The following is a 21,612-nucleotide window of genomic DNA, read 5'->3' as shown; positions in this document are numbered from 1 at the left end:
CTCAGCCGAACGCGCCGAGACTCGACTGGACGTCGCGCTCGGTTCTCCCTTCTGTGATCTCGTAACCGACGAGGTCACGCACGTCGACGGCGTAGGTGCTTCCCGCGTGGTCGAGGACGAGGAGTCTCCCCTTCGTCCCTCTCACTGTCCCCGTCGCGATGGTCTCGGCCATCGGTCGGTCGGTGAGATTCAGGTCGTAGTCGAACGTGAACGTCTCGATGGGGTCGAACTCGGCGAGGAAGTCGGTCCACGCCTCGTCGTCGACGTGCTGGTGGAGTCCCCGTCGTTTCGTCGGAACGCGAACGCGGTCGGTCACGTCGTCGGCGTCGGCGATACCCGCCTCGATTTCACGGGCGACGCGGCCGTTCTCTACCGTCCTGATGTGAGCAGCTCGGTCTGCGCCCTGCTCGCGCAGGCGGGTGTCGAGTCGCCACTGTTTGGTCACGCCCACTTTGAACACGTCGGGGGCGAACGCGGCGAGATAGACCGCGTGGTCGTCGTAGCAGTCCATCTCGTCTTTGAGACAGGTACCGGTACACCGCGCACAGACCCACGTGTACTGGTGGTCTGCACAGTACGGCGCACGGTCGGCGTCACACGCGAGATGCGTGTCCTCGTGAATCGTCCCCGCGCAGTAGCGCTCGCCGAGCGTGTACGCGAGTTCGGTTCCGGCGTCGAGCGACACGTAGTCGAGTTCGTCGCCGTCGCTCAAGAGCAGTCCTGCCTCGGCACTCGTGTCGTACCCGACGATCTGCACGACCTGAGGGTGACTCTCGCGAGGTAAAGATGTGTCTCTCCCTCTCGACTCGCTCGCACAGGCCCCGAACTGCTAATATCAATTTAGATATAAATTATGTTAAATGAACGAACGTTTAGAAAGATTTAATCGAGAGAGGAGGATTGACACTTGTGCTATGGTGCACAATACCAAAGGTACGTCTCGACGTGACATACTCAAAGCTGCAGGCACTGCTGCGGCGACGACCGGGCTGATGGGGATGGCCTCCGCATCGGAGGGCAACACCGTCGAAGTCAACGTCGGGTTCACGGGCAAGAGCGGTCGCCGCGCGGCGGCGAGTGCGGCCGCGAACGTCACACGCGAGTTCGCGTTCGACGCGATGACAATCGAAGTCAACGAGAACGCGATTCAGGGGCTACAGAGACGCGGTGACGTACGCTACGTCGAAGCGAACGGCACGATGCACGCGCTCGCGCCGAAGGGCGGTAACGGCGGCAGTGGCGGCACGATGGCCGCCCAACAACTCCCGTGGGGCGTCGACCGGGTCGACGCGGAGGTGGCACACGCGAACGGATACACGGGTGCCGGCGCCGACATCGCCATCCTCGATACGGGTATCGACTCGAACCACCCGGACCTCGTCGACAACCTCGGCACGGGCAAGGCGTTCACGAAAGCGAAGGGGAACTTCGCCGAGAACTGGGACGACGACAACGACCACGGCACGCACTGCGCCGGAAGTGCGGGCGCAGTCAACAACGGTGAGGGTGTCGTCGGTGTCTCTACCGAAGCGACGCTCCACGCCGTGAAGGTTCTCGGCAAGCGCGGGAGTGGGAGCTTCTCCGATATCGCCGCCGGTGTCGAGTGGACCGCCGACCAGGGCTACGACGTCGGCTCGATGAGCCTCGGTGCCAGTTCCGGTTCACAGACGCTCGCAGACGCCTGTCAGTACGCCGTCGACAAGGGAACCTTCCTCGTCGGTGCGGCGGGTAACTCCGGGCCGTGTACCGACTGCGTCGGCTATCCCGCTGCCTACGACACGGTGATGGCCGTCGGCTCGACGACCAGCAGCGACGGTCTCTCGTCGTTCTCCTCGACCGGACCGGAAGTCGAAATCGCCGCTCCCGGGAGCAACATCTACTCGACGATTCCGGGCGGTAGCTATGACACGTTCTCCGGCACGTCGATGGCGACGCCGCACGTCGCCGGTGCGGCCGGTCTCCTCGCGGCCACCGGGTCGTCGAACACGCAGATTCGGAGCCAACTCACGTCGACGGCCGAAGACATCGGCCTCGCCAGCAACGAGAGCGGGTCCGGTCTCCTCGACGCGGCCGCCGCTGTCGGCGTCGACTCCAGCGACAACTGAAGAAAAGAACAGAATTCGGCGGCGCTGTCGTCGCCTCGACGCCGCCTCGCGTCGCTCCGTTCTACGCGTCGTCGGCAGCGTAGACGTCGCACGACCCGCAGTCCGGACATCGGATGCGCGTCATCCGCGACTTCGGCCGTTCGAACGTCGTCTCACAGCGACCGCACTCGTACGCGAACGACTCCTCGCTCGTGTACTTACGGCTCGGTTCGTCTGGCCGCGTCAGTTCGAGTCGTGACGTGACTGCACTGAGCAGTCCCATCAGTAGTCACCTCGACGGCGGTTACCGATGGAAGGTTTTAGTCTTTGGGCCACAGCGTCCCGAGTTCTTTTGGACCACTCGCGAGTGGATACGGTATGGTTACAGCGACACTCGACGCCGACGCTGGCGAAGGGGCGGTCCAGTTCACACTCACCGTCGAGAACGACGGCGACGAACCGCTCGAACTCTCCTTTCCCGACGGGCAGCGCGCGGAGTTCCTCGCACAGGCCGACGGCGAGACGGTCTGGCGGTGGAGTGACGACCAGATGTTCATGCAGATGCTCGGGTCGGAGACTATCGAACCCGGCGGGACGGCCACGTACGAAGGTGTCTGGGAGGGCCCGAAACCGGGAACCTACGACTGTCGCGGCGAAGTCGTCGCCGAAGGCCACGGTATCGCCGCCGAGACGACGGTCTCTGTCTAAGCGGTCAACTCGTCGATGAGGTCATGGGCCGCCTTCCGGACAGCGTCGTCCGAAGACGTGGTCGGTTCCCACCCGAGCGCCGAGAGTTTCTCGATGGAGAGACGCATCTTCGGCACGTCGCCCTTCCACCCGCGGTCGCCGCCGGTGTAACTGTACTCGGGGTCGAGGTCCATCTCGTCTGCGACGATGTCGGCGATGGTCGTCACCGAGGTAGTCGTCCGCGTGCCGAGGTTGTACGTGTTGAGGTCCTTCTGGCCGTGTTCGACGACGTGACACATCGCGTCGACGCAGTCGGAGACGTGGAGGTAGGACTTCTCCTGTCGGCCGTCGCCGAGAATCTCCAACTCCTCGGGGTTCTCGACGAGTTTCTCGATGAAGTCGGGGACGACGTTACCGCGCTGGTGCGGGCCGACGATGTTGGCGAAGCGGAACACCCACGCGGTGAACTCGTCAGCGTGGGCGTAGGTGGAGATGAGACCCTCGTCTGCGAGTTTCGAAGCTCCGTAGACGCTGATGGGTTCGAGGGGGGCGTAGTCTTCGGGCGTCGGCATCGGCGCTTCGCCGTAGATGGTCGACGACGAGGTGAACGCGACGTTGTGCACATCGACCTCGTCCATCCGTTCGAGGACGTTGTACGTCATCTCGGTGTTCTCCTCGAACAGTTGGCGGGGGTTGGCGTAGTTGGTGTCTGTGTAGGCAGCGAAGTGGAAGACGACGTCTACGTCGGCGGTGATGGCGTCGGCCACGTCCTCGGCGTCGGTCATGTCGGCCTCGACGAACTCGACGCCGTCGGGGACGCGCTCTCGGTCGCCTTTCGAGAGGTCGTCGGCGACGACGACGTCGTTGTCGGCCGCGAGACGCTTCGCGAGATGCGACCCGACGAGACCCGCACCACCCGTCACGACGACTCGCTTGTCGGTGAGGTTCATGTCAGCGACTGCGACAGGCGTAAGTAAGTGTATTCTGGTTCTTCCGACGGTCGCCGCCTCTGTAACCAGAAAACGTTGATATGGCTCTCGCACCTATCTCAGTTATCTGGACGGACGTGTCCGGACATACGATGTCTCTGAAAGCGCTCATCCACGAGATGGAAGACAGGCGGAAGACGATAACCGTCTTCGCACACGAACCGCAGTTCGGCGTGGGTAGCTACTTCGGCGCGCGCCACGTCTCCGTCGAGTACGAACGCCTCCCGACAGCGGACACAGACGAGTTCGTCACCGTCAGCGCCGGCGACGACTTCCTCGGAAGCGTCGCACTCAGTTCGCTTCGTGCACTCGACGAGCCGCGTATCCACGAACCGGGGTCCGACGAACTCGTCTCGGCGGACCTCCGCTATCTGTTCAGCCTACTCGACGACACTCTCTTCTCGTCGTTCGACCGCCGACAGATGGTAGCGACGTCTCGTGAAATCGAAGACAGAGCCATCAGAGCGGGGCGCGGAACGCTCTACGCGGGGTTCCAGCGTCTCTCGGCACTCCGCGACCAACTGGAGACGTACCACGATATCGACCGGACGCCCGGACTCGACATCCACGTCTACGGCCAGCCCGATTGGGAGCCACCGACGAGTTCCGGTATCGTCGTCCACAGGCTCCTCGACGACGAGGTCAGAGACTGCTGGTTCGTCGTCTTCGACGGTGGCGGTGACGACCTCTCGAAGTGTGCACTCGTCGCCGAGGAGCGTTCTCCCGGCCAGTTCTACGGCTTCTGGACGTACGACCCGGCGCTGGTCGACAGAATCGTCGAACACGTCGAGAACGCGTTCACGCACACGCCGGATGCACAGGTCGACCACCACCCCGACAACGGAAACGAAACCCCCTAAGTCGCCGAGCGTCTCGCATCGGCCATGCAGGACGAACCCGAAGTCGCGGTCCTCCGGTACGGTCACCGGCCGGGTCGCGACGACCGGATGACCACCCACGTCGGCCTGACCGCCCGGGCACTCGGTGCCGACCGAGTCATCTTCCCCGACAACGCCGGACAGTCAGAGGAGACGGTCGAAGACATCACGGGTCGCTTCGGTGGCCCGTTCGACGTCGAACTGACCGGCGCGCTGAACGCCACGATTCGCGACTGGGACGGCGTCGTCGTCCACCTGACGATGTACGGTGAGCGCGTCCAAGACGTCGAAGCCGACATCCGCGAGGCCCACCAGACAGAACCGCTCCTCGTCGTCGTCGGCGGCGAGAAGGTTCCTTTCGAGGTCTACGAAGGCGCAGACTGGAACGTCGGCGTCACGAACCAACCGCACTCGGAAGTCGCCGGACTCGCCGTCTTTCTGGACCGCCTGTTCGACGGCCGCGAGTTGGAGCGAGAGTGGGAGGACGCAGACCGGAACGTGATTCCGATGGCGACGGGGAAGAAAGTCGTCGACCCCGACGCGGAGTAGTAGAGCGGCGACGACCGACGCGTTCGACTTTCCGTTCTGTCGTTCTTCTTCGAACATCCACCTACTGCCGCCAGTATCGCCACAGTTCGGGTACGGAATCACGGAAGAACCAGCCAGCGACGAGCGCTGCGAGAACCACGGTCGGGGACGAATCGAAGTACACACCGTAGACGGCGAACGCGGTCAGTCCGAGGGCCGTGACGAAGTCGACGGTCGGTGCTGGGAGGCCGATGACAGCGACGCCGAGACGGACCGCGCCGATGAGTGGAAAGGCGACGACAGCGGGCACGACGTCTTCGAGCGACGCGCCGAGAACGACGGCCACACCAGTGATGACCAAGCCAATAGCGACGTACGCGACGAGGTCACGCGCCGACTCGTTGACGTCTGGCGGATCGAACTGGTCGTCGCTCGGCGACGGACTCATCGACGCAGTGCCAGAATCTCTCGGAACGGAAGCGAGAGACGTCGAATCGCACTGCCAGCAGTCGCGTCGACGAACGCCCGCGGGCCGACGCTGGACTCGTCGAACGCCCAGCGCGTCTCGCCGTCGACAGTCTCGGCGACTGGATGCGCCGACCCGGTGGACTCCAAGCGGTCGAGTGCCGTCTGGACCCGCGACTCGGTGAGGTCGCACGCCGCCGCGAGTTCCGCGCGAGTCTGCGGTCGCTCGCGCAACTGGTTGGCGACGACGCGGAACAACTGCATCTCGAAGAAGAACTCGTCGGAGTCGACGTCGTCGAACTCTTCGCTCCTCTCCGACGCGGAGCGACCGCTCGCGAGTGCGGCGAGGCCGTCGGCGACCAGCCATCCGCCGACGGCGAGACCGACGACGGTGACACCGAGCGTCTCGCCTTCGACGATGGCGTCGGGGACGAACACGGCGACTGCCGCGATGACGAAGCCACACACGATGGCGAGGTATCGGTCGTCCACGTTCGGCGCGTCCGCGAGTGCGCCGAACGCGACGAGCGTGGTGAGCAGTGCGGCGAAGCGACCGACGACGGACCACGGTTCGTCCCCGACGAACCGGAGGAAGACGACGAGGAGGACCAACGCGGCGACCGCTTGCACCGTCGCCCGTTCGCGAACTGTCCGGACGAACGTACCGGGGAGGGAGGGCATACGAACGTCTCGTCACGCAACCGTCATATCAGTTGCGCTGCTCCCGTTGGTGACGTCGCTGACGGGGTGAGTGTCTCGACAAAAATCGAAGGGGGCGTGGAGGGATGGATGAGCACCGCTCCGGCGCGGAGAGCGGCCGGAGGGGGATGGGAGAGGGTTGGGGGTGCCGTTCGTCTGCTGCTGAGCTCTCGACTTCTAACAGCCGTCTTCGACCGTAATCTTGCCCGGGTTCACGACGGGCTTGCCGTCCATCGTGTACGGGCCGTCTTCCTGGCCCTCGGACGTGATGAAGTCGTAGGTGTCGGTGTCGTTGCTGTCGAAGTGTGGCATGGCGACGAGCGTCTCGTCGGCGTCGAGCATGTTCTTGTCGAAGTCGCCGCCGGGGACGCCCTGGAACAGGTCGACTTCGATGTCCTCGTGGGTACCAGCGTCGAGGTACTCGGAGACGCCGATGACGCTCTCGAACACCTCGCCGTCCTGCAGGCGACTGTCGTGGATGGCGACGAACCCGCCCTCCGAGAGCGTCGCCTCGGGGAGCATGACCGACATGCCGTCGGATTTCTGGTCCGGGAAACAGACGTCGGCCATCGGCTGTTCGGTCGCTTCGACGGTAATCGCCGCGTCGTCGACGACAGCCTTCCCGTCTGCGGTGTACGGTCCGTCGTCCTCCCCGCCGGAGGAGACGAAGTCGTAGGTGTCGGTGTCGTTCGTGTCGAGATGCGGCATCGCGATGAGCGTCTGGTCTTCTTCCAGCATCATCTCGGCGTCGAAGTCGGCACCGTTCACGTTGAACAGCGTGACCGAGACGTCTTCGTGCGTGCCGGCTTCGAGGTACGGCGAGACGCCGACGACGCTCTCCAGTACCTTCCCGTCGAGGAGGCTACTGTCGTGGATGGCGACGAACCCGCCTTCCGAGAGTGTCGTCGAGGCGATGTCGACCATCTGTCCGCCAGTCGTCTGGTCGTCGAACGTGACGGACGCCATCGGCATGGACTCGACGGTAACCGCCGCGTCGTCGACGACGGCACCGCCGTCTGCGGTGTACGGTCCGTCGTCCTCCCCACCGGAGGCGACGAACTCGTACGTCTCGTTACCGTTGGTCTCGCGGTGCGGCATTGCGATGAGTGGCTGGTCTTCGTCCAGCATCCCCATCTCGAACTCCGCGCCCTCCACGTCGAACAGGGTGACTTCGACGTTCTCGTGTGTGCCCGCATCGAGGTACGCCGAGACACCGACGACGCTTTCGAGGGCTTTCCCCTCCTGCAGGCGCGCGTCGTGAATCGCCACGTAGCCTCCCTCGGGGAGCGTCGTGGACTGGACGGTGACTGTCTTTCCACCGGTAGTCTGGTCGTCGAACGTGACCGTCGCCGTGTCCGAGGACTGCTGGGCGACTGCCGTTCCGCCGAGCGTCGCGGCGGCACCGGTCGCAGCGGCGACGGTCAGGAACCGCCGCCGCGACGACGCGCCGAACGTCGAGTTGGTTGTTGTTCCGTCGGTACGGCCGGTCTCGTCTACAAATTCGTCTTCAGGCATTGGGGTGACACCGGTATGGGAACCGATACCCGAAACGAGGGGAGAGAGACTAAAGTGGATTTTGGCAAATGTGTCCTAATTCTCACCCAAATTGGTACATTTGTAAATTTTTAGGCCCAAGTATGAGCAGAGAGGAATATTTTGGTGATGAGGGACGTCGGTATACACTGTTCGAAACGAATTGTCGGTGAATCGGTCACTCTCCGGAACCATCACTCCCGGTGACCGTATTCGGTGCTTTTAAACTGTTTTGCGGCGGACCTAGAGGTAATGGCTTTTGAGGACCTGCTGAACGACCCTGTCATCCAGAAGTACCTCCACGAGTTGGTTGGCCCCACGGGGATGCCGGTCGCCGCCGCGCCGCCGGACGGCGAAGTGACCGACGAGGAACTGGCGGAGGACCTGGACCTCGAACTGAACGACGTGCGTCGCGCACTCTTCATCCTGTACGAGAACGACCTCGCGACGTACCGCCGCGTCCGCGACGAGGACTCCGGATGGCTCACCTATCTGTGGACCTTCGAGTACGAGAACATCCCGGAGAATCTCAAAGAGGAGATGCACCGACTGCTCGAAGCGATAGAACAGCGCGAGGAGTACGAGCGGACGCACGAGTTCTACCTCTGTGAAGTCTGTTCCATTCGCTTCGAGTTCGGTGAGGCGATGGACTTCGGCTTCGAGTGTCCCGAGTGCGGTTCGCCGCTCGAATCGATGGAGAACAACCACCTCGTCGACGCGATGACACGACGCGTCGACAACCTACGAGACGAACTCAACGTGGACGCTACAAGCTAATGGTCGTACTCGCAACCAAATGTTACATCGGCGGCGACGCTCGTGGTCGGGCGCTCGACAGCCTCGGATCGATGGTGCAGAACGACATCGGTGACCTCGACGTCGAGTACGACATCGGCGTCCGCGACGACGACTTCATCAGCGTCACCGTCACTGGCGAGGACGCCAACGTGGCCCGGAACGTCCTCCGCGGCGAGTGGGGCGAAGTCGTCCCGCAACACCGAGACGGTGAGACGTACGTCGGAACGCTCGACGCGTGGGACGACGACGGCTTCTACCTCGACGTCGGCCACGGCAACCGCGTCTTCATCCCGACCGAGGAGCTGGGACTCGGACAAGGGTCGCCGACGCAGATTCGCGAACGGTTCGGCATCGTCCAGCACACACCGCTGAAGTTCGTCGCCGGCGACCCGGCCCGGTTGGCCGACGAGACACGGGACATGCTCTACGACTGGACGCGTGGCGAAGGCCGCGTCAACGTCAACAGCGCCACCCGTGGCGAGGTACGAGCGACGGTCAACCGCGCAGGACACGCCCACGACATCGTCACCGTCGAACGAATCGGCCTACTGGAGCAGAGCATCATGTGTCGCGAAGGGACCGACCCGCCGGGTCTCCTCTCCAGTATCGGAGAATACCTCCCGGCAGAGATTCGTTGCGTCATCACATGAACACCCGTCTGGTCCTCGGAACGGCGTCGCTCGTCTTTCTCCTCCTCTCGGCTGGCTGTCTCGGTGCCATCATGGGCCCGCAAGACGTCTCCAACGACCGGTTGAACGAACCGCCGGCCGCCGAGTACACCTGGGACAGCGACCGCGACGCTCACATCGCCGTCGTCGAGAACGCGACGTTCTCGGCCGTCTACGACCTCAACTCGACGGAGGTCCAACTCTTCCGTCGGGACGGACTCGGTGGTCGGAACGCCATCCGTGTCAGCGCCCTGCAGTACCAGTACGACAACGGCACCGTCATCAACGCGACGCAGTTGAAGGCGCGTGGCGGGACCATCAAGCAGACGCGCGAGGCGGTCACCGTCACTCTCCCCGAGGAGACGAGCGCCGCACCCGGAAAGTTGGCGTTCACGTCGACGTCGACACCCAAGCGGTTCTCGTTGCCGACGTTCGTGAAGGGGTCGTACGAAGTCGTGTTGCCGCCGGACCGTCGCATCGACTTCTTCCTCTTCGGGCAGGTTCGCCCGAACTACACCGACCGGAGCGTCGACGACCAGAGTCGAACGCACATCGTGTGGGACGACATCCAGACCGACTCGATGCTCGTCCAGTTCTATCTCCAGCGTGACCTGACCATCTTCGGTGGTATCGCCGCCGGACTCGTCCTCGTCGCACTCGGTGGCCTGTTCTACTACAAACGCCAGATAGAGGCGCTCGAAGAGCAACGCCGCGACTTGGGGCTCAACGTCGACATCGAACAGGACGACGGCGACGACCCGCCGCCGGGCATGCGCTGAGCGGCGACTCGAAATCGCCCGCGACCAGCGACCTTTTGCGCACGACGCTCGTGGACCACGTATGCGAGTAGCGGTAGTCACCGTCGGCGACGAGTTGCTGGCCGGTGACACAGAAAACACGAACGCGACGTGGCTCTGTGAACAGTTGACCGAGCGAGGCGTCCGCGTCGAGCGAGTGACGACCGTTCCCGACCGACTGGCGGACATCGCGCGCGTCGTCAACGAGTACAACGCCGAGTACGACGCCGTCCTCGTCACCGGTGGACTCGGCCCGACGCACGACGACCTGACGATGGACGCCGTCGCCGCGGCGTTCGGACGTGGGGTGGCGGAACATCCGGACGTCGTCGCGTGGTTCGACGACCACGACGGCTACTCCGGAACAGACCTCGCCGAGGGGACGACACATCTCCCGACGGGGTCTCGAATGCTCCCGAACGAGGAGGGCGTCGCACCGGGATGCGTCGTCGACAGCGTCTACGTCCTCCCGGGCGTCCCGAGCGAGATGAAGGCGATGTTCGACCAAGTCGCCGACGAGTTCGCTGGCGAGCAGACGTACACGGCCACGGTGACCACGTCGGAACCCGAGAGCACGCTCCTCGACCGAATGCGCGGTGTCCAAGCCGAGTTCGACGTCCAGTTGGGGAGCTACCCCGGCGAGAACGTTCGACTGAAAGTGACCGCGACGGACCCGGAGACGGCGAAGTCGGCGGCCGCGTGGCTCCGCGAACGGGTGGACCTCGTCGAGGAGTAGCCGAAGGCTCTCAGCGGTACAGGTACGCTAGCCAGCCGACAGTGACGAGGAGGCTGACGACCAAGACGACGGCACCGGTCTCTGCAATCGGTAGCGCTTCTCCGGAAGTTGCGAGCGGAATCATACCTCTGGCTTCCAGTCGGGCCCGCTTAAAGATTCGACATCCGGGAAGTCACGACGTTCGACGACGATGGAGCACCTGACAACACGTTAGACCCCCTGTCTGTCCAGAATTCGTCTTATGGCTCTTGCCGACGTAGCTGCTGTATGACTCGCACGCTGACGGTAGTCGCCGTCGCGTTCGCCCTCCTCGTCGCTGGGTGTTCGTCGTTCGGTGGCGATGCACCCGCCACAGATCCGACGCCGACGCCGGAACCGATATCGACACCGACGCCGACGCCCGATTTGACGCCGAATTCGACGACGACGACGACGGTGACCCGGTCGAGCGACGACCCCTACGCCGACCCGACGAGCGACACCATCGGATGGGAAGACGGCTACTGGTACGACGAACCTATCGACGTCGACCAGTCGGACGGCCTTACCGACGCCGAACGACGAGCCTACGTGGGACGTTCGAAAGCCCGCGTCGAAGAACTGCGGCGACAGGAGTTCGTCCGAGACGTGCGGGTGGAGGTGCTGACCCGCGAGGAGTTTGCCGCGCGCGAGCCTGTCGGTACGGACGAAGACGACGGCGGACCAGAGTACGACCGCTGGAACGAGCAAGTGTGGGAGGCACTGTTCATCGTCGACGAGCGAGACGAGATTTCGACGGCGTTCGATTCGCTCGGCGAGTCGCTCGTCCTCGGGCAGTACTTCCCCGGCGAAGATGCACTGCTCGTCGTCTCCGACACGCCCGAGCGTCCCGTCATCGACAACGCGACGCTGATTCACGAACTCGTCCACGCGCTGCAAGACCAGCAGTACAACCTGAGCGCGCCGCGGTACGACCCGCCGACGCAGGACGGCCAGTTGGCACGAAACGGGTTGACGGAGGGTGAAGCCGAGTACGTCACCGACCGCTACGTCGAGCAGTGTGTAACCGAGTGGGACTGTGTCGCGACGCCGGCGTCGAACAGGCCGACGCCCGACTACAGTCGTCTCAACCTCGGTGTCGTGCTCGTCGTCGTCCAACCCTACGGCGACGGCACGGCTTACGTCCACTCGGTCGTCGAACGGGACGGATGGGAGGCCGTCGACGCCGCTCACGAGAACCTGCCGCAGTCGACGGAGCGCATCATACACCACGCTGACGACGCGATTCCGACACTGACCGTCCCCGACACGGCCCGAAACGGATGGGAACGCTACGATATCAACGGTGACGGTGCCGACACGGCCGGCGAAGCGTCTATGTACGTTATGTTCTGGTACCAAGGCTACCAGTACGGAAACGAAGTCGTCGACCGCTCGACCGTGGTCGAGCGCGACGGCGGTCGATACGACACGTACAACTACACGAGTCCGCCCTCGCAGGGGTGGGGCAACGACAAGATTGTCCCCTACAAGAAGGGCGAACAAGACGGCTACGTCTGGGTGTCGACGTGGGACACCGAGGAAGACGCCCGCGAGTTCTCCGAGGCGTATCTCCGCGTGCTCGACGGCCACGGAGCCGAGTCGGTTGGCGAGTCGACGTGGGTGATAGCAGACGGCGGATTCGCCGACGCCTTCTACGTCGTCCGAGACGGGAGGCAGGTCATCGTCGTCAACGGACCGACCGTCGACGACCTCTCGGACATCAGCGAGTACGCTCGGTGAGAGTACTCCTTCCGGACGGCTTTTCTCGGTCGCTTTCGAGTGTCGAGACATGCGTATCGGTGTCGTCGTCAACCCCATCGCGGGCATGGGCGGTCGAGTCGGACTGAAGGGGACAGACGGGAAGGTTGCCGAGGCCCGCGAACGAGGCGCAGAACCCCGCGCACCGGAGCGTGCGCGACGTGCGCTCGAACGACTCGCAGCACTGGCTCCCGACACCGAACTACTCACCTACGCCGACCCGATGGGCGAGTCCGAAGTCCGCGAGGCAGGGTTCGACCCGACCGTCGTCGGCCGACCGGGAGACGAGGAGACGAGCGTGGGCGACACGCAGGCGGCCGTCGAAGCCTTCCTCGACGCCGACGTGGACCTCGTACTCTTCGTCGGCGGCGACGGCACGGCCGCAGACGTCGCCGAGGTACTGGACGATGCGGACACCGACACGCCGATGCTCGGCGTTCCTGCTGGTGTGAAAGTCTACTCCTCGGTGTTCGGCGTCTCGCCCGAAGACGCCGGCGAGATTGCGGCGACGTTCGACCGGACGGAGCGCCGCGAGGTGATGGACATCGACGAGGACGACTACCGCGCTGGTGAAGTTCACCCGGAACTTCGAGGCATCGCGTTCGTCCCCGTCGCCGACGACCTGCAGTCCTCGAAGCAACTTGGCGGCGGAACCGTCGAAGCACTGGCCGCGGGCGTCGCCGACAGCATCGAATCGGGCGTGACGTACGTCCTCGGACCGGGCAGTACCGTCGGTGCAGTCAAAGATGCTCTCGGATTCGAGGGGTCGGCGCTCGGTGTCGACGTGTGGCGCGACGGCGAGGTGTTGGTCCGCGACGCCACCGAACAGGAGATTCTGTCGAACCTCGGCGACCGAAACGTCATCGTCGTCACGCCTATCGGCGGACAGGGGTTCGTCTTTGGGCGCGGAAACCCGCAACTCTCACCGGACGTTATCCGACAGTGCGAGGTCGAAGTCGTCGCTTCACGCGCAAAACTCGACGACCTCGGGGTGCTTCGTGTCGACACCGACGACCCGGACCTCGACGAGGAGCTTCGAGGATGGACGAAAGTTCGCGTGGGCCGCTTCGAGCGCCGGATGATGGAAATCGTGTGATCTATCGACTACCTTGGAGGGATATTAGGATTTGAGCGCTGTATCAATCTTACACGAATATCATACGACGTATAATGGGCATATAGTCAAGATTAAGGTCACTGGTGCGGTATGCAGTGGCATGGAAACGCGGAAAGTCCAGCGACTCGGGCCGTCGACGCTGGCGATGACGCTTCCGGCAGAATGGGCGAAGGAGCACGGCGTGAACAAGGGCGACGAAGTGTCGATTCGGATGGGCGGAAAGGGGACGCTCACCGTCCTCCCCGAATCGGCGAACACCGAGGACTCCGAGGCGGTCCTCCACGCCGACAACCTCGACGCCGGCGCACTCGAACGTGCCATCGTCGCACAGTACGTCCTCGGACGGCGAGTTATCCACGTCGAGAAACGCGAGGGCGCACTCGACAGCGAGCACATCAACGCCGTCTACAAAGCCGAGACGCAGTTGATGGGTCTCGGTGTCATCGAGGAGACGCCCGAACGCATCGCTATCCGGTGTTCTGTCGACCCGGAAGACTTCACGCTCGACAACCTCCTCAGTCGTCTGGAGAACACGGGCAGTACCATGCGCGGCGAGGCAGTCAAAGCGCTCGCCCACGGGAACCCTGACCTCGCACAGCGCGCACTCAACCGCGAGCGACAGGCGAACAAGATCTTCGTCCTTCTGCTCCGGCTCATCTTCACCGCCTACCAGAACCCGAATCTCTGTCGCGCCGTCGGCCTCGAATCGGGCTTCCCGCTCATCGGCTATCGCTCGGTCGCGAAGAACCTCGAACTCACCGCAGACAACGCCGAAGACATCGCCGAAATCGTCCTGAACACCGAAGGCCACACTCTCGACGTCGACCCGTCGACGATGCGGCGCATCCGGGAGTACACCGACCAAGTGGACGAAATTACCGTGAAGGCCGTCGAAGCCGTCGTCGAACGGAACTACGACAAGACCATCGAGGTCCGCCGCCTCTTTCACGACATCAGCGACCGCGAACAGGACATCCTCAACGACCTCCCGGAGATGGACAACAAAGACCTCCTTCGCGTGCGAGAAGTGCTCGTGAGTCTCCAACAGACCGCGCAGTACGCCATGCGAAACGCCGAAATCGCGGCGAACCTCGCGCTCAACGAGGAGAACGAACACGTCACGATTACGTAGACGCTGGCGCTGTCGACGACCGATGTCGTGCAGATTCGGCGACAGATTCTTTTCACCGCTATTCGTCGACGAGATATGAACCGCGCGAAACTCGCCACGGGTCTGTCCGGACTCGCTGGCACCGCATTCCTCGTGTACGGTCTCGCAGTAACGAGGCGCGAAGGACTGACACTGGGCGCGGTACTCGTGCTTCTCGGTGGTCTCCTCTACGTCAGTATCGCCGCGCGCAACGCTATCCGCGGTGAGTTCGAGACGTGGGCCATCGAGAACGATTCCGCACTCTGGGTCTACGGCTTCGCCGTTCTCATCCTCGCCGTCGGCGTCGCTCTCCAGTTCGTCTGAATCTCCCAACCACTCAGTCGGCGGTCATCTCGACGACTGCCTTCTCGACGATTTTCGTCGCTCGCAACGGGTTTCGTCGCTCGATGTCGCAGTCGAACGCAGGATGTTCACAGAAGTGCCGAATCAGCATGTGTCGGCGCGATCCCGTGATTCCGGTTCGACCGACGTCGTCGGCGTCGAACGCGTCGGGCAACCGGTCGTACAGACGGCGCAACGCCTCGAAGTTCTCGAACACCTTCGCGTTGCCCGTCGAGTCGGCACCGCGCCGCGAGACGACGTAACTGCCATCTTCACGGTACTCACCGGCCGTTCGGAAGAACTCCCGTTTCTCCGTTAGCGCCGTGCCGATGGCGCGTTGTAACTCGGCGGCGTCCGTTCGAGACAGTTCGCACGAGCGGTCACCCATCTGGACGACGATGGACTCGTCGTCGCTCGAGACGGTGACTTCGGTTTCATTACCTGAGAAGAACTCGACCAGGAGACTGGGTACTCCGTGACATACTCGGTGTGATGCACGACGCTGGTAAAACGTTGTCGGCAGATGTCGGATTTCTCGGTCGTTTGTCAGTCCGCGCTACCGACCGAGTGCGAGGAGTCCGTCGTCTTCTGTCGTCGTCTCACCGCTCTCGGGTGTCGGCGTCGCACTCGCGGTGTCGGTCGGTGTCGCTGTCGGCGTCGTCGAGTCTGATCCACCGTCCGTGGACGTCGTAGTTACGGTCGGTTCCGGCGTCGACGCACTCTCGTTGCTCTCACTGGTCACGTTCGTCTGTCCAGTTGCCTCGACTTTCGTTCCGAACATGTCCGTCTCGATGGTCTCGGTGTAGGTCATCTCGTCGAGTGGGATGCGGATAGTCTCGCCCGTGACCCGAACCTTCGCGTAGAAGTCGATTTCGAGGTCGGTTCGCTGGTTTCGCTCTAAGTGCGTCACCCACCACTCGTCGAGTCGTTCGTTCTCGACGAGCGTACGCGTCTCGACCGTCCGCTGTCCGCCTGCGGGGATGACGTACCCCTGTGCCGACGTTCCGTTGCCGACGGTGACGTCGTTCATCGTGATGGTGTACCCGATTTCGGAGACGGGAACGGGGAACGCCTTCGGATTGTACATCGTGAAGTCCATATCGATGGGCGTCACCGACTCGTTGACCTCGCCCCACTGTGCGCTCGTCTCGTTGACGTAGAGCACCGGGTCGGAGACGACGGGTGCGTCGGCGTTCACCGGCCGCGTCTCAGTGGAGTTGAACGCCGAGATGAGGTCCGTCTCGACCGTTCGTTCGACCTTCGGTGCGCCGAAGGAGTAGTCCAGAAGCGACGAGTGGACGCTCGCGTCGACGGTGAGCGTCGTCGACTCGCCGTTTCGGATGTGGCTCACCCACCACGCGGGAATCCGTTCGTTGTCCATCGTCGTCGAGAACGGTAGCGTCGAGTTTCCGCGGTCGATGTCGACGCCGGATTTGACGCCGTGTGCCATCTCGACACCGTTCATCGAGACGGCGTAGTCGGCCGAGAGACCGCCGAGCGCGACGCCGAGGGGGTTCGGATTCGAGACGTGGAGGTCGCTCTCGATGACCGTCGACGTCTCGTTGACGCCACCGAAGCGGTTCTCGACGCCCGAGACGGAGGGTGTCCCGACGGCGCCAAGTGCGACAGCGCCCCCGAGAGTACCGACGAGCAAGACTACCACGATTACCCCGACTTTCAACTTTCCGAACATACCAGTCCGTGTCCGTTCATCACATATATTCGGTTCGCTCGGTGCAAGCGATAGCGAATCGAGCGAATCGAGGGAACCAGGTCGAAGTGAAGCAACTCGAAGTGAACCAAACTGGGCTAAATCGAACCGGAACGAGAGCGTCTCGGCCCTACTGTCGGGTGTGTGTGGGAGTGTCGAATGAACTAAGTGCTGGCCATCGAACCCAGAGGTATGGAAGTGCACGCGGTCCAATCGGACAAAGGAATCGGGTTTGCGGTGCTGTTCTCGCTCGTCGCAATCGGTGGTGCTGCCGTCCTTCTCTTGGCACCGGGACAAGTCACGAAGGCGTGGGGATTCGCACTCGCGATGGTCGCCGCCTCCATCGCTATCGTCGGCACGCACCTCTACTGGGGATAGCGACAATCGTTAATATCTACAGTCCCTAGAAGGTGGCGAATGACGAAATACACTGAAGAAGAACAACGGATCGTCGCGTACCTCAGCGACGCCGTCGCGGGCGGAGAGCAATACTTCCGAGCGAAGAATATCGCCGAAGCCATCGGTCTCTCCGCGAAACAGGTGGGGTCACGTCTCCCGCGCCTCGCCGAGAAGTCCGAGGACGTCGAAATCGAGAAGTGGGGTCGCGCCCGCTCGACGACGTGGCGCGTCAGCCCGAGTTAACACCTCGTTTTTTTAGCGTCTCGCCCCAAGTCCCTTCCATGACTGTCCGGGTGCAGCGGACGTTCGAGTTCGACGCCGACCCCGAACGCGTGTGGGAGTTCATCGCAGACCCTGCAAAGCGTGCGGAAGCAATCAGCGTCGTCGAAGAGTACGAGATCGACCCGCACAACGAGCGGAAAGCAAAATGGCACATCAAACTCCCGATTCCGCTTCTCAACTCCACTGTCGGCGTCGAGACGGAAGACGTGACACGTGAAGAGCCACGCTACGTGAAGTTCACGGGGAAGTCACGTGCGCTCCGCGTGACGGGTGAACACACGATAGAGGAGGTAGCGGGAGGCTGTAAACTCCACAACGAGTTCGTCGTCGACGGCCGTCTGCCGGGCGTCGAGAAGTTCTTCAAGCGTAACCTCGACCGCGAACTCGACAACCTCGAAGATGCCCTCCGGCGTGACCTTGGACTGACGGTATGATTCTGACGCTAGCTCAACTCGACCAGACGGCGGGCGACGTCGACGGCAACCTCAAACGTGCCGAACGTGCCGTCGCCGACGCTGCCGAGCGTGGGGCTGACCTCGTTGCGCTCCCCGAACTGTTCACCGTCGGCTACTTCGCCTTCGATTCGTACGCCCGAGAGGCCGAAGGGTTGCACGGCCCGACGTTCTCTCGTCTCGGCGAGTTGGCCGACGAGTACAACGTCGGCCTCCTCGCCGGTAGCCACGTCGAAGATTTGGAAGCGAGCGCCGATGCAGGCTACGACGTCCCCGACGACGACGGACTCGCCAACACGGCTGTCTTCTTCGACCGGAGCGGTGACCAGGCCGCCGTCTACCGGAAACACCACTTGTTCGGCTACGAATCGGCCGAGTCACGTCTGTTGACGCCGGGTAACGTGCTCGAGACGGTCCCCTTCGAAGGGTTCGAAGTCGGCATGACGACGTGCTACGACCTTCGGTTTCCGGAGCTCTATCGCTCGCTGGCGGAGGCGGGAGCGACGCTCGTGTTGGTCCCGAGTGCGTGGCCCTACCCGCGCGTCGAACACTGGCAGACGTTGACGCGTGCACGGGCCATCGAGAACCTCTGTTACGTCGCGAGCATCAACGGCGCGGCGGAGTTCGACGAGACACGACTCCTCGGGCGGTCGACCGTCTTCGACCCGTGGGGGACGCCACTCGCGAGTGCCGGTGACGAACCGACGCTCGTCACGGCCGAGATAGACGCGGACCGTGTCGCCGAAGTTCGAGCGGAGTTTCCCGCGTGGGCCGACCGACGCGACTCGCTGTAGTCGCGAGAGCGGCCTTCGACCGGAGACGACCACGGCTCCGAATGTACCGACAGAGGTCCGTCGCCGATGCCGGTGGTTTTATCCGTACTCCGAACAAAGCGAAATTGCCGGAAGCCGACGCTTTTCTCGTCGCTGCCGGCAGCAACCGCCGCACCGTACTGCAGTGCAGGGGTCCACTGTAGTGCATTCACGGAGGCGGCTCCGCCAGCCGCCACACATCGCCGGACGGTTCATCCGCCGCACCGGTGACACGCCATGGCCATGGCACATCCGCCCCTGATCCCGGCAGGGGCGTACTTCACTTCGTTTCAGTTTCACCCACTCACTCGCGAGTCAACCGAGTCGCTGTGACGCAACTCGGTCCGACGTGCCCCAATTTCGGTTGTACTTGAGCGTGAGACGGACCAGTCGTCTCGACGAGAGAGCGAGAGCACTCGCTCTGTAGGACGAGAAGAGAGAGAAAGGAGGTGCGGGAGGTAGAAGAGAGAGAACGTTCCAGAGTTCGAGAGTTTCAGAGGTCGAAGAGCGGAGACGAACTCTCGTGTCTCGTTAGATGCCGTCGAGGAACTGCGACGGCGTCACGACGTCCATATCCTTCTTGGCGATGTGGTTGATGACGTTCTCGAAGTCGTCTGTCGACACTCGGTAGTCCGGTCCGTCGCCGATACCGTGCCAGCCTATCGAGACCATCTGGTTGAACTCCTCGGCGAGGTTTAGCACGCGGCGGGTACCGCGCGGGTCGCGACCCATGATACGCGACATCGTGAACATGTTGCTCGGATGCTGGGCGTTGTTCGGACAGGCACCGAACATCATACCCGTCTCGTGGAACTCACTGACGATTTCGAGCGTCTTCGGACCGACGCGGTGGTACGGGGCGACGAAGTGGCGTGCCCCTTTCGGGAATCCTTTGAGGTCGAGGTAGTTGTACGTCTGCTGAATCATCTGTCGCTGTTTCGCCTCCGAGTACTCGGGTAACGGTTTCGGCGTCTGCGGGTGGGCCATCATGTCCCAACCGGCGTCGCGCATCTCGCGCATCTGGCCCGTCGTGAGGTTCCCCTCGCTGTTGATGGCGTCCGGGATGACGGCGACACCGCCGGCCCAACCCTTCTCCTGAAGCATATCGAACGCGACTTCGTACTGGGAAGTGACGGCGTCGTCGAAGACCATCATGACCTTCCCCTTCTTGGGCTTCGGAATCTTCCGCAGGTCGTCGATCCAGAAGTTGATGGGCGTACCGTCTTCTGAGAGGACGAGCAGACGGAGCTCTTGAATTGCCTCCATCACCGGTTCGCCTTTCTTCCCCGTGTAGCCGAGGTCGATGCGGACCCAGTCGTTCAGTTCCGTCGGGATGAACCGCTTACTGACGAGCATGTCGCTCCGTGCCGGAGCGATGAACTCCATCGAGATTTTCCCGTTGGCGGGTTTGTCGAGTTTGACGGCGAGCGACAGGTCGTGCTTCGAGAGGTCGAGACCGTCCGGAAACGCCTTGAAGATGCCCGCCGCGCCGCCGTTCTTGTTCGAAAGGTGGAGCGATTGGCTGCCGGCGTACACTTCGTTAGTGTCGGTCTTCACGTCGCCACGAATCGTCCCCCAGCGGGCCTCCTCGTAGTTCTCGAAGTCCTCGACGAGTTCGCCGCGAGAGAAGGCGGCATCGGACTGGGAGGGCGTTGTCGTCCCTTCGGGCGTACTCGTCGCGTTTGCTGTCGACGTCGCAGTCGGTGTTCCGGTCGTAGTCGTGTTCGACGGCGCCGACGTGTCGGAGCCCCCGGTACAGCCGGCAACACCGACTGTACCGACTGCACCGATACTCGCGAGGAACCGCCGACGGGTCGAGTTTCGCTTCGTCATGCTATCTCCCTCTTCGGACAGGATGCCCTTTCCTATGGTCCGACTAAACAGCGTGTTGACCTCCTAAACACCGAATTTCAAAACTGATACCGTGGCAGTGTACCACATATATGGCCCACCTAAACACTCGAATTCGACAGTTCCGACGGTCTGTCTGCAGAGCGGTTACGCGACGTCTGGCGTGTCAGAGACGTCCGTGTTGCTCGTTCGAAACAGGAAGTACGCGCCGACGAGAAGCCACGCGACGACCGGCGGGCCGATGAACATCGCCGCACCCAACGGTGCGAACACGCCGTAGAAGATTGCTCCGTTGCCGACAGAGGGTCCCGCTGCAGCGAGGTTGAACGCGGCACCCTTCATCATGGGGTCGTCGGCGATACGCCAGAGACCGATACCCATCGGGAGTGCCCCGAGGATGGTTCCGAGGCCGCCGAGGCCGAACACGATTCCCGCCGCAGGGACCAGTGACGGTGCGACGGCGACGAACAGGAGTTGGACGAGTGCGGCGACGACGCTCAGCGCGAACCCACCGACCGTCGAGAGCACGCCGAACTGCCAGTAACGGTCCGTCGCCGTCGGATACGCTAGTGCGGTTCCGAGGGCAGCCACACAGAGCAGTGCCATCGCCGCGACGAGCGTCCCACCGCTGATGGTGGCGACGACGGTCCGGATGTCGATGAGAATCTCGTCGCCGCCTTCTCCGAGGTCGACGATAGCCTGCCAGAGAATCGCCGCCCCGAACAGCAGGGCACCGAGAATTGCCGTGACACCGGTCACGCGCCGCCTCGTCTGTGGGGAGAGGCGTCGCTGGAGTCCTACCAGAGTCTGCTGGAGCATCAGTATCGACCGTGACTACGGACGCGACGAAAATAA

Annotated in this window: 26 protein-coding genes; 16 read left to right on the top strand and 10 right to left on the bottom strand. The window is 63.0% G+C overall.

The window, feature by feature from the left end; genetic code table 11:
* Position 1: 1 nt before the first annotated feature.
* On the bottom strand, positions 2-757 hold the full coding sequence (locus BM083_RS12445; RefSeq protein ID WP_089869818.1) for a DUF2797 domain-containing protein: 756 nt from the start codon (positions 755-757) through the stop codon (positions 2-4).
* A 157-nt stretch (positions 758-914) separates the two neighbouring features.
* Here BM083_RS12445 and BM083_RS12440 point away from each other — a divergent pair, with 157 nt between their 5' ends.
* On the top strand, positions 915-2,105 hold the full coding sequence (locus BM083_RS12440; protein WP_245756888.1) for a S8 family peptidase: 1,191 nt from the start codon (positions 915-917) through the stop codon (positions 2,103-2,105).
* A gap of 61 nt (positions 2,106-2,166) precedes the next feature.
* Here BM083_RS12440 and BM083_RS12435 read toward each other — a convergent pair whose 3' ends face one another.
* Positions 2,167-2,367 carry a hypothetical protein gene (locus tag BM083_RS12435; protein ID WP_009374695.1) on the bottom strand — a complete coding sequence of 67 codons (201 nt, stop codon included), beginning with the start codon at positions 2,365-2,367 and terminating at the stop codon, positions 2,167-2,169.
* Between the two features lie 95 nt (positions 2,368-2,462).
* Here BM083_RS12435 and BM083_RS12430 point away from each other — a divergent pair, with 95 nt between their 5' ends.
* Positions 2,463-2,792, top strand: a complete 330-nt coding sequence (locus BM083_RS12430; RefSeq protein WP_089869817.1) for a BsuPI-related putative proteinase inhibitor — start codon at positions 2,463-2,465, stop codon at positions 2,790-2,792.
* Here BM083_RS12430 and BM083_RS12425 read toward each other — a convergent pair.
* The gene (locus tag BM083_RS12425) at positions 2,789-3,721 is read right to left on the bottom strand and encodes an NAD-dependent epimerase/dehydratase family protein (RefSeq protein ID WP_089869816.1); all 933 of its coding nucleotides are present in this window, start codon (positions 3,719-3,721) and stop codon (positions 2,789-2,791) included. The genes BM083_RS12430 and BM083_RS12425 overlap by 4 nt on opposite strands.
* Before the next feature lie 131 nt (positions 3,722-3,852).
* On the opposite strand from BM083_RS12425, the gene BM083_RS12420 reads away from it, so the two are divergent.
* Positions 3,853-4,620, top strand: a complete 768-nt coding sequence (locus tag BM083_RS12420) for a DICT sensory domain-containing protein (RefSeq protein WP_177197622.1) — start codon at positions 3,853-3,855, stop codon at positions 4,618-4,620.
* Positions 4,621-4,644: 24 nt separating this feature from the next.
* The gene (locus BM083_RS12415; RefSeq protein WP_009374699.1) at positions 4,645-5,187 is read left to right on the top strand and encodes a tRNA (cytidine(56)-2'-O)-methyltransferase; all 543 of its coding nucleotides are present in this window, start codon (positions 4,645-4,647) and stop codon (positions 5,185-5,187) included.
* 61 nt (positions 5,188-5,248) lie between these two features.
* On the opposite strand, the gene BM083_RS12410 is transcribed toward BM083_RS12415, so the two are convergent.
* The 3 genes from BM083_RS12410 to BM083_RS22800 form a co-directional block, all read right to left on the bottom strand.
* The gene (locus tag BM083_RS12410) at positions 5,249-5,614 is read right to left on the bottom strand and encodes a hypothetical protein (protein WP_089869814.1); all 366 of its coding nucleotides are present in this window, start codon (positions 5,612-5,614) and stop codon (positions 5,249-5,251) included.
* Positions 5,611-6,312: a hypothetical protein gene (locus tag BM083_RS12405; protein ID WP_089869813.1), complete on the bottom strand. Its 702-nt coding sequence runs from the start codon at positions 6,310-6,312 to the stop codon at positions 5,611-5,613. Before BM083_RS12405 ends, BM083_RS12410 begins: the two co-directional genes overlap by 4 nt.
* 195 nt (positions 6,313-6,507) lie before the next feature.
* Positions 6,508-7,845: a DUF7282 domain-containing protein gene (locus BM083_RS22800; RefSeq protein WP_143085722.1), complete on the bottom strand. Its 1,338-nt coding sequence runs from the start codon at positions 7,843-7,845 to the stop codon at positions 6,508-6,510.
* Positions 7,846-8,115: 270 nt separating this feature from the next.
* Here BM083_RS22800 and BM083_RS12395 point away from each other — a divergent pair, with 270 nt between their 5' ends.
* From BM083_RS12395 to BM083_RS12360, 8 genes are all read left to right on the top strand, one after another.
* Positions 8,116-8,640 carry a transcription factor gene (locus tag BM083_RS12395; RefSeq protein ID WP_089869812.1) on the top strand — a complete coding sequence of 175 codons (525 nt, stop codon included), beginning with the start codon at positions 8,116-8,118 and terminating at the stop codon, positions 8,638-8,640.
* Complete coding sequence (locus BM083_RS12390; protein ID WP_089869811.1) at positions 8,640-9,311, top strand: DUF2110 family protein; 672 nt, start codon at positions 8,640-8,642, stop codon at positions 9,309-9,311. The genes BM083_RS12395 and BM083_RS12390 overlap by 1 nt, the downstream gene beginning before the upstream one ends.
* On the top strand, positions 9,308-10,108 hold the full coding sequence (locus BM083_RS12385; RefSeq protein ID WP_089869810.1) for a DUF5803 family protein: 801 nt from the start codon (positions 9,308-9,310) through the stop codon (positions 10,106-10,108). The genes BM083_RS12390 and BM083_RS12385 overlap by 4 nt, the downstream gene beginning before the upstream one ends.
* Positions 10,109-10,169: 61 nt before the next feature.
* Positions 10,170-10,862 (top strand): competence/damage-inducible protein A, encoded by a 693-nt coding sequence (locus BM083_RS12380; RefSeq protein ID WP_089869809.1) that lies wholly within the window; start codon positions 10,170-10,172, stop codon positions 10,860-10,862.
* Between the two features lie 267 nt (positions 10,863-11,129).
* The gene (locus BM083_RS12375) at positions 11,130-12,623 is read left to right on the top strand and encodes an Hvo_1808 family surface protein (protein WP_089869808.1); all 1,494 of its coding nucleotides are present in this window, start codon (positions 11,130-11,132) and stop codon (positions 12,621-12,623) included.
* A 49-nt stretch (positions 12,624-12,672) separates the two neighbouring features.
* Positions 12,673-13,737, top strand: coding sequence for an ATP-NAD kinase family protein (locus BM083_RS12370; protein WP_089869807.1), 1,065 nt, complete (start codon positions 12,673-12,675; stop codon positions 13,735-13,737).
* Positions 13,738-13,858: 121 nt separating this feature from the next.
* On the top strand, positions 13,859-14,890 hold the full coding sequence (locus BM083_RS12365) for a phosphate uptake regulator PhoU (RefSeq protein ID WP_089869806.1): 1,032 nt from the start codon (positions 13,859-13,861) through the stop codon (positions 14,888-14,890).
* A 75-nt stretch (positions 14,891-14,965) separates the two neighbouring features.
* The gene (locus tag BM083_RS12360) at positions 14,966-15,232 is read left to right on the top strand and encodes a hypothetical protein (protein WP_089869805.1); all 267 of its coding nucleotides are present in this window, start codon (positions 14,966-14,968) and stop codon (positions 15,230-15,232) included.
* Positions 15,233-15,245: 13 nt separating this feature from the next.
* On the opposite strand, the gene BM083_RS12355 is transcribed toward BM083_RS12360, so the two are convergent.
* The gene (locus BM083_RS12355; protein WP_177197621.1) at positions 15,246-15,638 is read right to left on the bottom strand and encodes a DUF7528 family protein; all 393 of its coding nucleotides are present in this window, start codon (positions 15,636-15,638) and stop codon (positions 15,246-15,248) included.
* Between the two features lie 168 nt (positions 15,639-15,806).
* Positions 15,807-16,943: an LEA/WHy family protein gene (locus tag BM083_RS12350; protein ID WP_089869804.1), complete on the bottom strand. Its 1,137-nt coding sequence runs from the start codon at positions 16,941-16,943 to the stop codon at positions 15,807-15,809.
* 210 nt (positions 16,944-17,153) lie between these two features.
* Here BM083_RS12350 and BM083_RS12345 point away from each other — a divergent pair, with 210 nt between their 5' ends.
* From BM083_RS12345 to BM083_RS12330, 4 genes are read left to right on the top strand one after another with little or no spacing between them, the layout of a single operon-like run.
* Positions 17,154-17,339, top strand: coding sequence for a DUF7525 family protein (locus BM083_RS12345; RefSeq protein WP_049893509.1), 186 nt, complete (start codon positions 17,154-17,156; stop codon positions 17,337-17,339).
* A gap of 39 nt (positions 17,340-17,378) precedes the next feature.
* Positions 17,379-17,603, top strand: coding sequence for a DUF7123 family protein (locus BM083_RS12340; protein ID WP_009365792.1), 225 nt, complete (start codon positions 17,379-17,381; stop codon positions 17,601-17,603).
* Positions 17,604-17,641: 38 nt separating this feature from the next.
* A complete protein-coding gene (locus BM083_RS12335; RefSeq protein WP_049893510.1) occupies positions 17,642-18,076 on the top strand; it encodes an SRPBCC family protein in 435 nt (144 codons plus the stop codon).
* Positions 18,073-18,888 carry a carbon-nitrogen family hydrolase gene (locus tag BM083_RS12330; RefSeq protein WP_089869802.1) on the top strand — a complete coding sequence of 272 codons (816 nt, stop codon included), beginning with the start codon at positions 18,073-18,075 and terminating at the stop codon, positions 18,886-18,888. The genes BM083_RS12335 and BM083_RS12330 overlap by 4 nt, the downstream gene beginning before the upstream one ends.
* A gap of 549 nt (positions 18,889-19,437) precedes the next feature.
* Here the strand turns inward: BM083_RS12330 and BM083_RS12325 are convergent.
* Entirely contained in the window at positions 19,438-20,739 is a 1,302-nt protein-coding gene (locus BM083_RS12325) for a polysaccharide deacetylase family protein (protein WP_089869800.1), read from the bottom strand.
* A 165-nt stretch (positions 20,740-20,904) separates the two neighbouring features.
* On the bottom strand, positions 20,905-21,576 hold the full coding sequence (locus tag BM083_RS12320; RefSeq protein ID WP_089869798.1) for a hypothetical protein: 672 nt from the start codon (positions 21,574-21,576) through the stop codon (positions 20,905-20,907).
* Between the last annotated feature and the right edge of the window lie 36 nt (positions 21,577-21,612).

The organism is Halogranum rubrum, assembly GCF_900114455.1.
GTDB classification, from domain to species: domain Archaea; phylum Halobacteriota; class Halobacteria; order Halobacteriales; family Haloferacaceae; genus Halogranum; species Halogranum rubrum.
Note: the sequence above shows the minus strand (reverse complement) of the source record. Positions and strands in the feature narration are given on the sequence as shown.

Coding starts and splice junctions, on each gene's coding strand:
- BM083_RS12440 (WP_245756888.1), top strand. CDS start 915: ATGGTGCACAATACCAAAGGTACGTCTCGACGTGACATACTCAAAGCT.
- BM083_RS12435 (WP_009374695.1), bottom strand. CDS start 2,367: ATGGGACTGCTCAGTGCAGTCACGTCACGACTCGAACTGACGCGGCCA.
- BM083_RS12430 (WP_089869817.1), top strand. CDS start 2,463: ATGGTTACAGCGACACTCGACGCCGACGCTGGCGAAGGGGCGGTCCAG.
- BM083_RS12425 (WP_089869816.1), bottom strand. CDS start 3,721: ATGAACCTCACCGACAAGCGAGTCGTCGTGACGGGTGGTGCGGGTCTC.
- BM083_RS12420 (WP_177197622.1), top strand. CDS start 3,853: ATGTCTCTGAAAGCGCTCATCCACGAGATGGAAGACAGGCGGAAGACG.
- BM083_RS12415 (WP_009374699.1), top strand. CDS start 4,645: ATGCAGGACGAACCCGAAGTCGCGGTCCTCCGGTACGGTCACCGGCCG.
- BM083_RS12410 (WP_089869814.1), bottom strand. CDS start 5,614: ATGAGTCCGTCGCCGAGCGACGACCAGTTCGATCCGCCAGACGTCAAC.
- BM083_RS12405 (WP_089869813.1), bottom strand. CDS start 6,312: ATGCCCTCCCTCCCCGGTACGTTCGTCCGGACAGTTCGCGAACGGGCG.
- BM083_RS22800 (WP_143085722.1), bottom strand. CDS start 7,845: ATGCCTGAAGACGAATTTGTAGACGAGACCGGCCGTACCGACGGAACA.
- BM083_RS12395 (WP_089869812.1), top strand. CDS start 8,116: ATGGCTTTTGAGGACCTGCTGAACGACCCTGTCATCCAGAAGTACCTC.
- BM083_RS12390 (WP_089869811.1), top strand. CDS start 8,640: ATGGTCGTACTCGCAACCAAATGTTACATCGGCGGCGACGCTCGTGGT.
- BM083_RS12385 (WP_089869810.1), top strand. CDS start 9,308: ATGAACACCCGTCTGGTCCTCGGAACGGCGTCGCTCGTCTTTCTCCTC.
- BM083_RS12380 (WP_089869809.1), top strand. CDS start 10,170: ATGCGAGTAGCGGTAGTCACCGTCGGCGACGAGTTGCTGGCCGGTGAC.
- BM083_RS12375 (WP_089869808.1), top strand. CDS start 11,130: ATGACTCGCACGCTGACGGTAGTCGCCGTCGCGTTCGCCCTCCTCGTC.
- BM083_RS12370 (WP_089869807.1), top strand. CDS start 12,673: ATGCGTATCGGTGTCGTCGTCAACCCCATCGCGGGCATGGGCGGTCGA.
- BM083_RS12365 (WP_089869806.1), top strand. CDS start 13,859: ATGGAAACGCGGAAAGTCCAGCGACTCGGGCCGTCGACGCTGGCGATG.
- BM083_RS12360 (WP_089869805.1), top strand. CDS start 14,966: ATGAACCGCGCGAAACTCGCCACGGGTCTGTCCGGACTCGCTGGCACC.
- BM083_RS12355 (WP_177197621.1), bottom strand. CDS start 15,638: ATGGGTGACCGCTCGTGCGAACTGTCTCGAACGGACGCCGCCGAGTTA.
- BM083_RS12350 (WP_089869804.1), bottom strand. CDS start 16,943: ATGTTCGGAAAGTTGAAAGTCGGGGTAATCGTGGTAGTCTTGCTCGTC.
- BM083_RS12345 (WP_049893509.1), top strand. CDS start 17,154: ATGGAAGTGCACGCGGTCCAATCGGACAAAGGAATCGGGTTTGCGGTG.
- BM083_RS12340 (WP_009365792.1), top strand. CDS start 17,379: ATGACGAAATACACTGAAGAAGAACAACGGATCGTCGCGTACCTCAGC.
- BM083_RS12335 (WP_049893510.1), top strand. CDS start 17,642: ATGACTGTCCGGGTGCAGCGGACGTTCGAGTTCGACGCCGACCCCGAA.
- BM083_RS12330 (WP_089869802.1), top strand. CDS start 18,073: ATGATTCTGACGCTAGCTCAACTCGACCAGACGGCGGGCGACGTCGAC.
- BM083_RS12325 (WP_089869800.1), bottom strand. CDS start 20,739: ATGACGAAGCGAAACTCGACCCGTCGGCGGTTCCTCGCGAGTATCGGT.
- BM083_RS12320 (WP_089869798.1), bottom strand. CDS start 21,576: ATGCTCCAGCAGACTCTGGTAGGACTCCAGCGACGCCTCTCCCCACAG.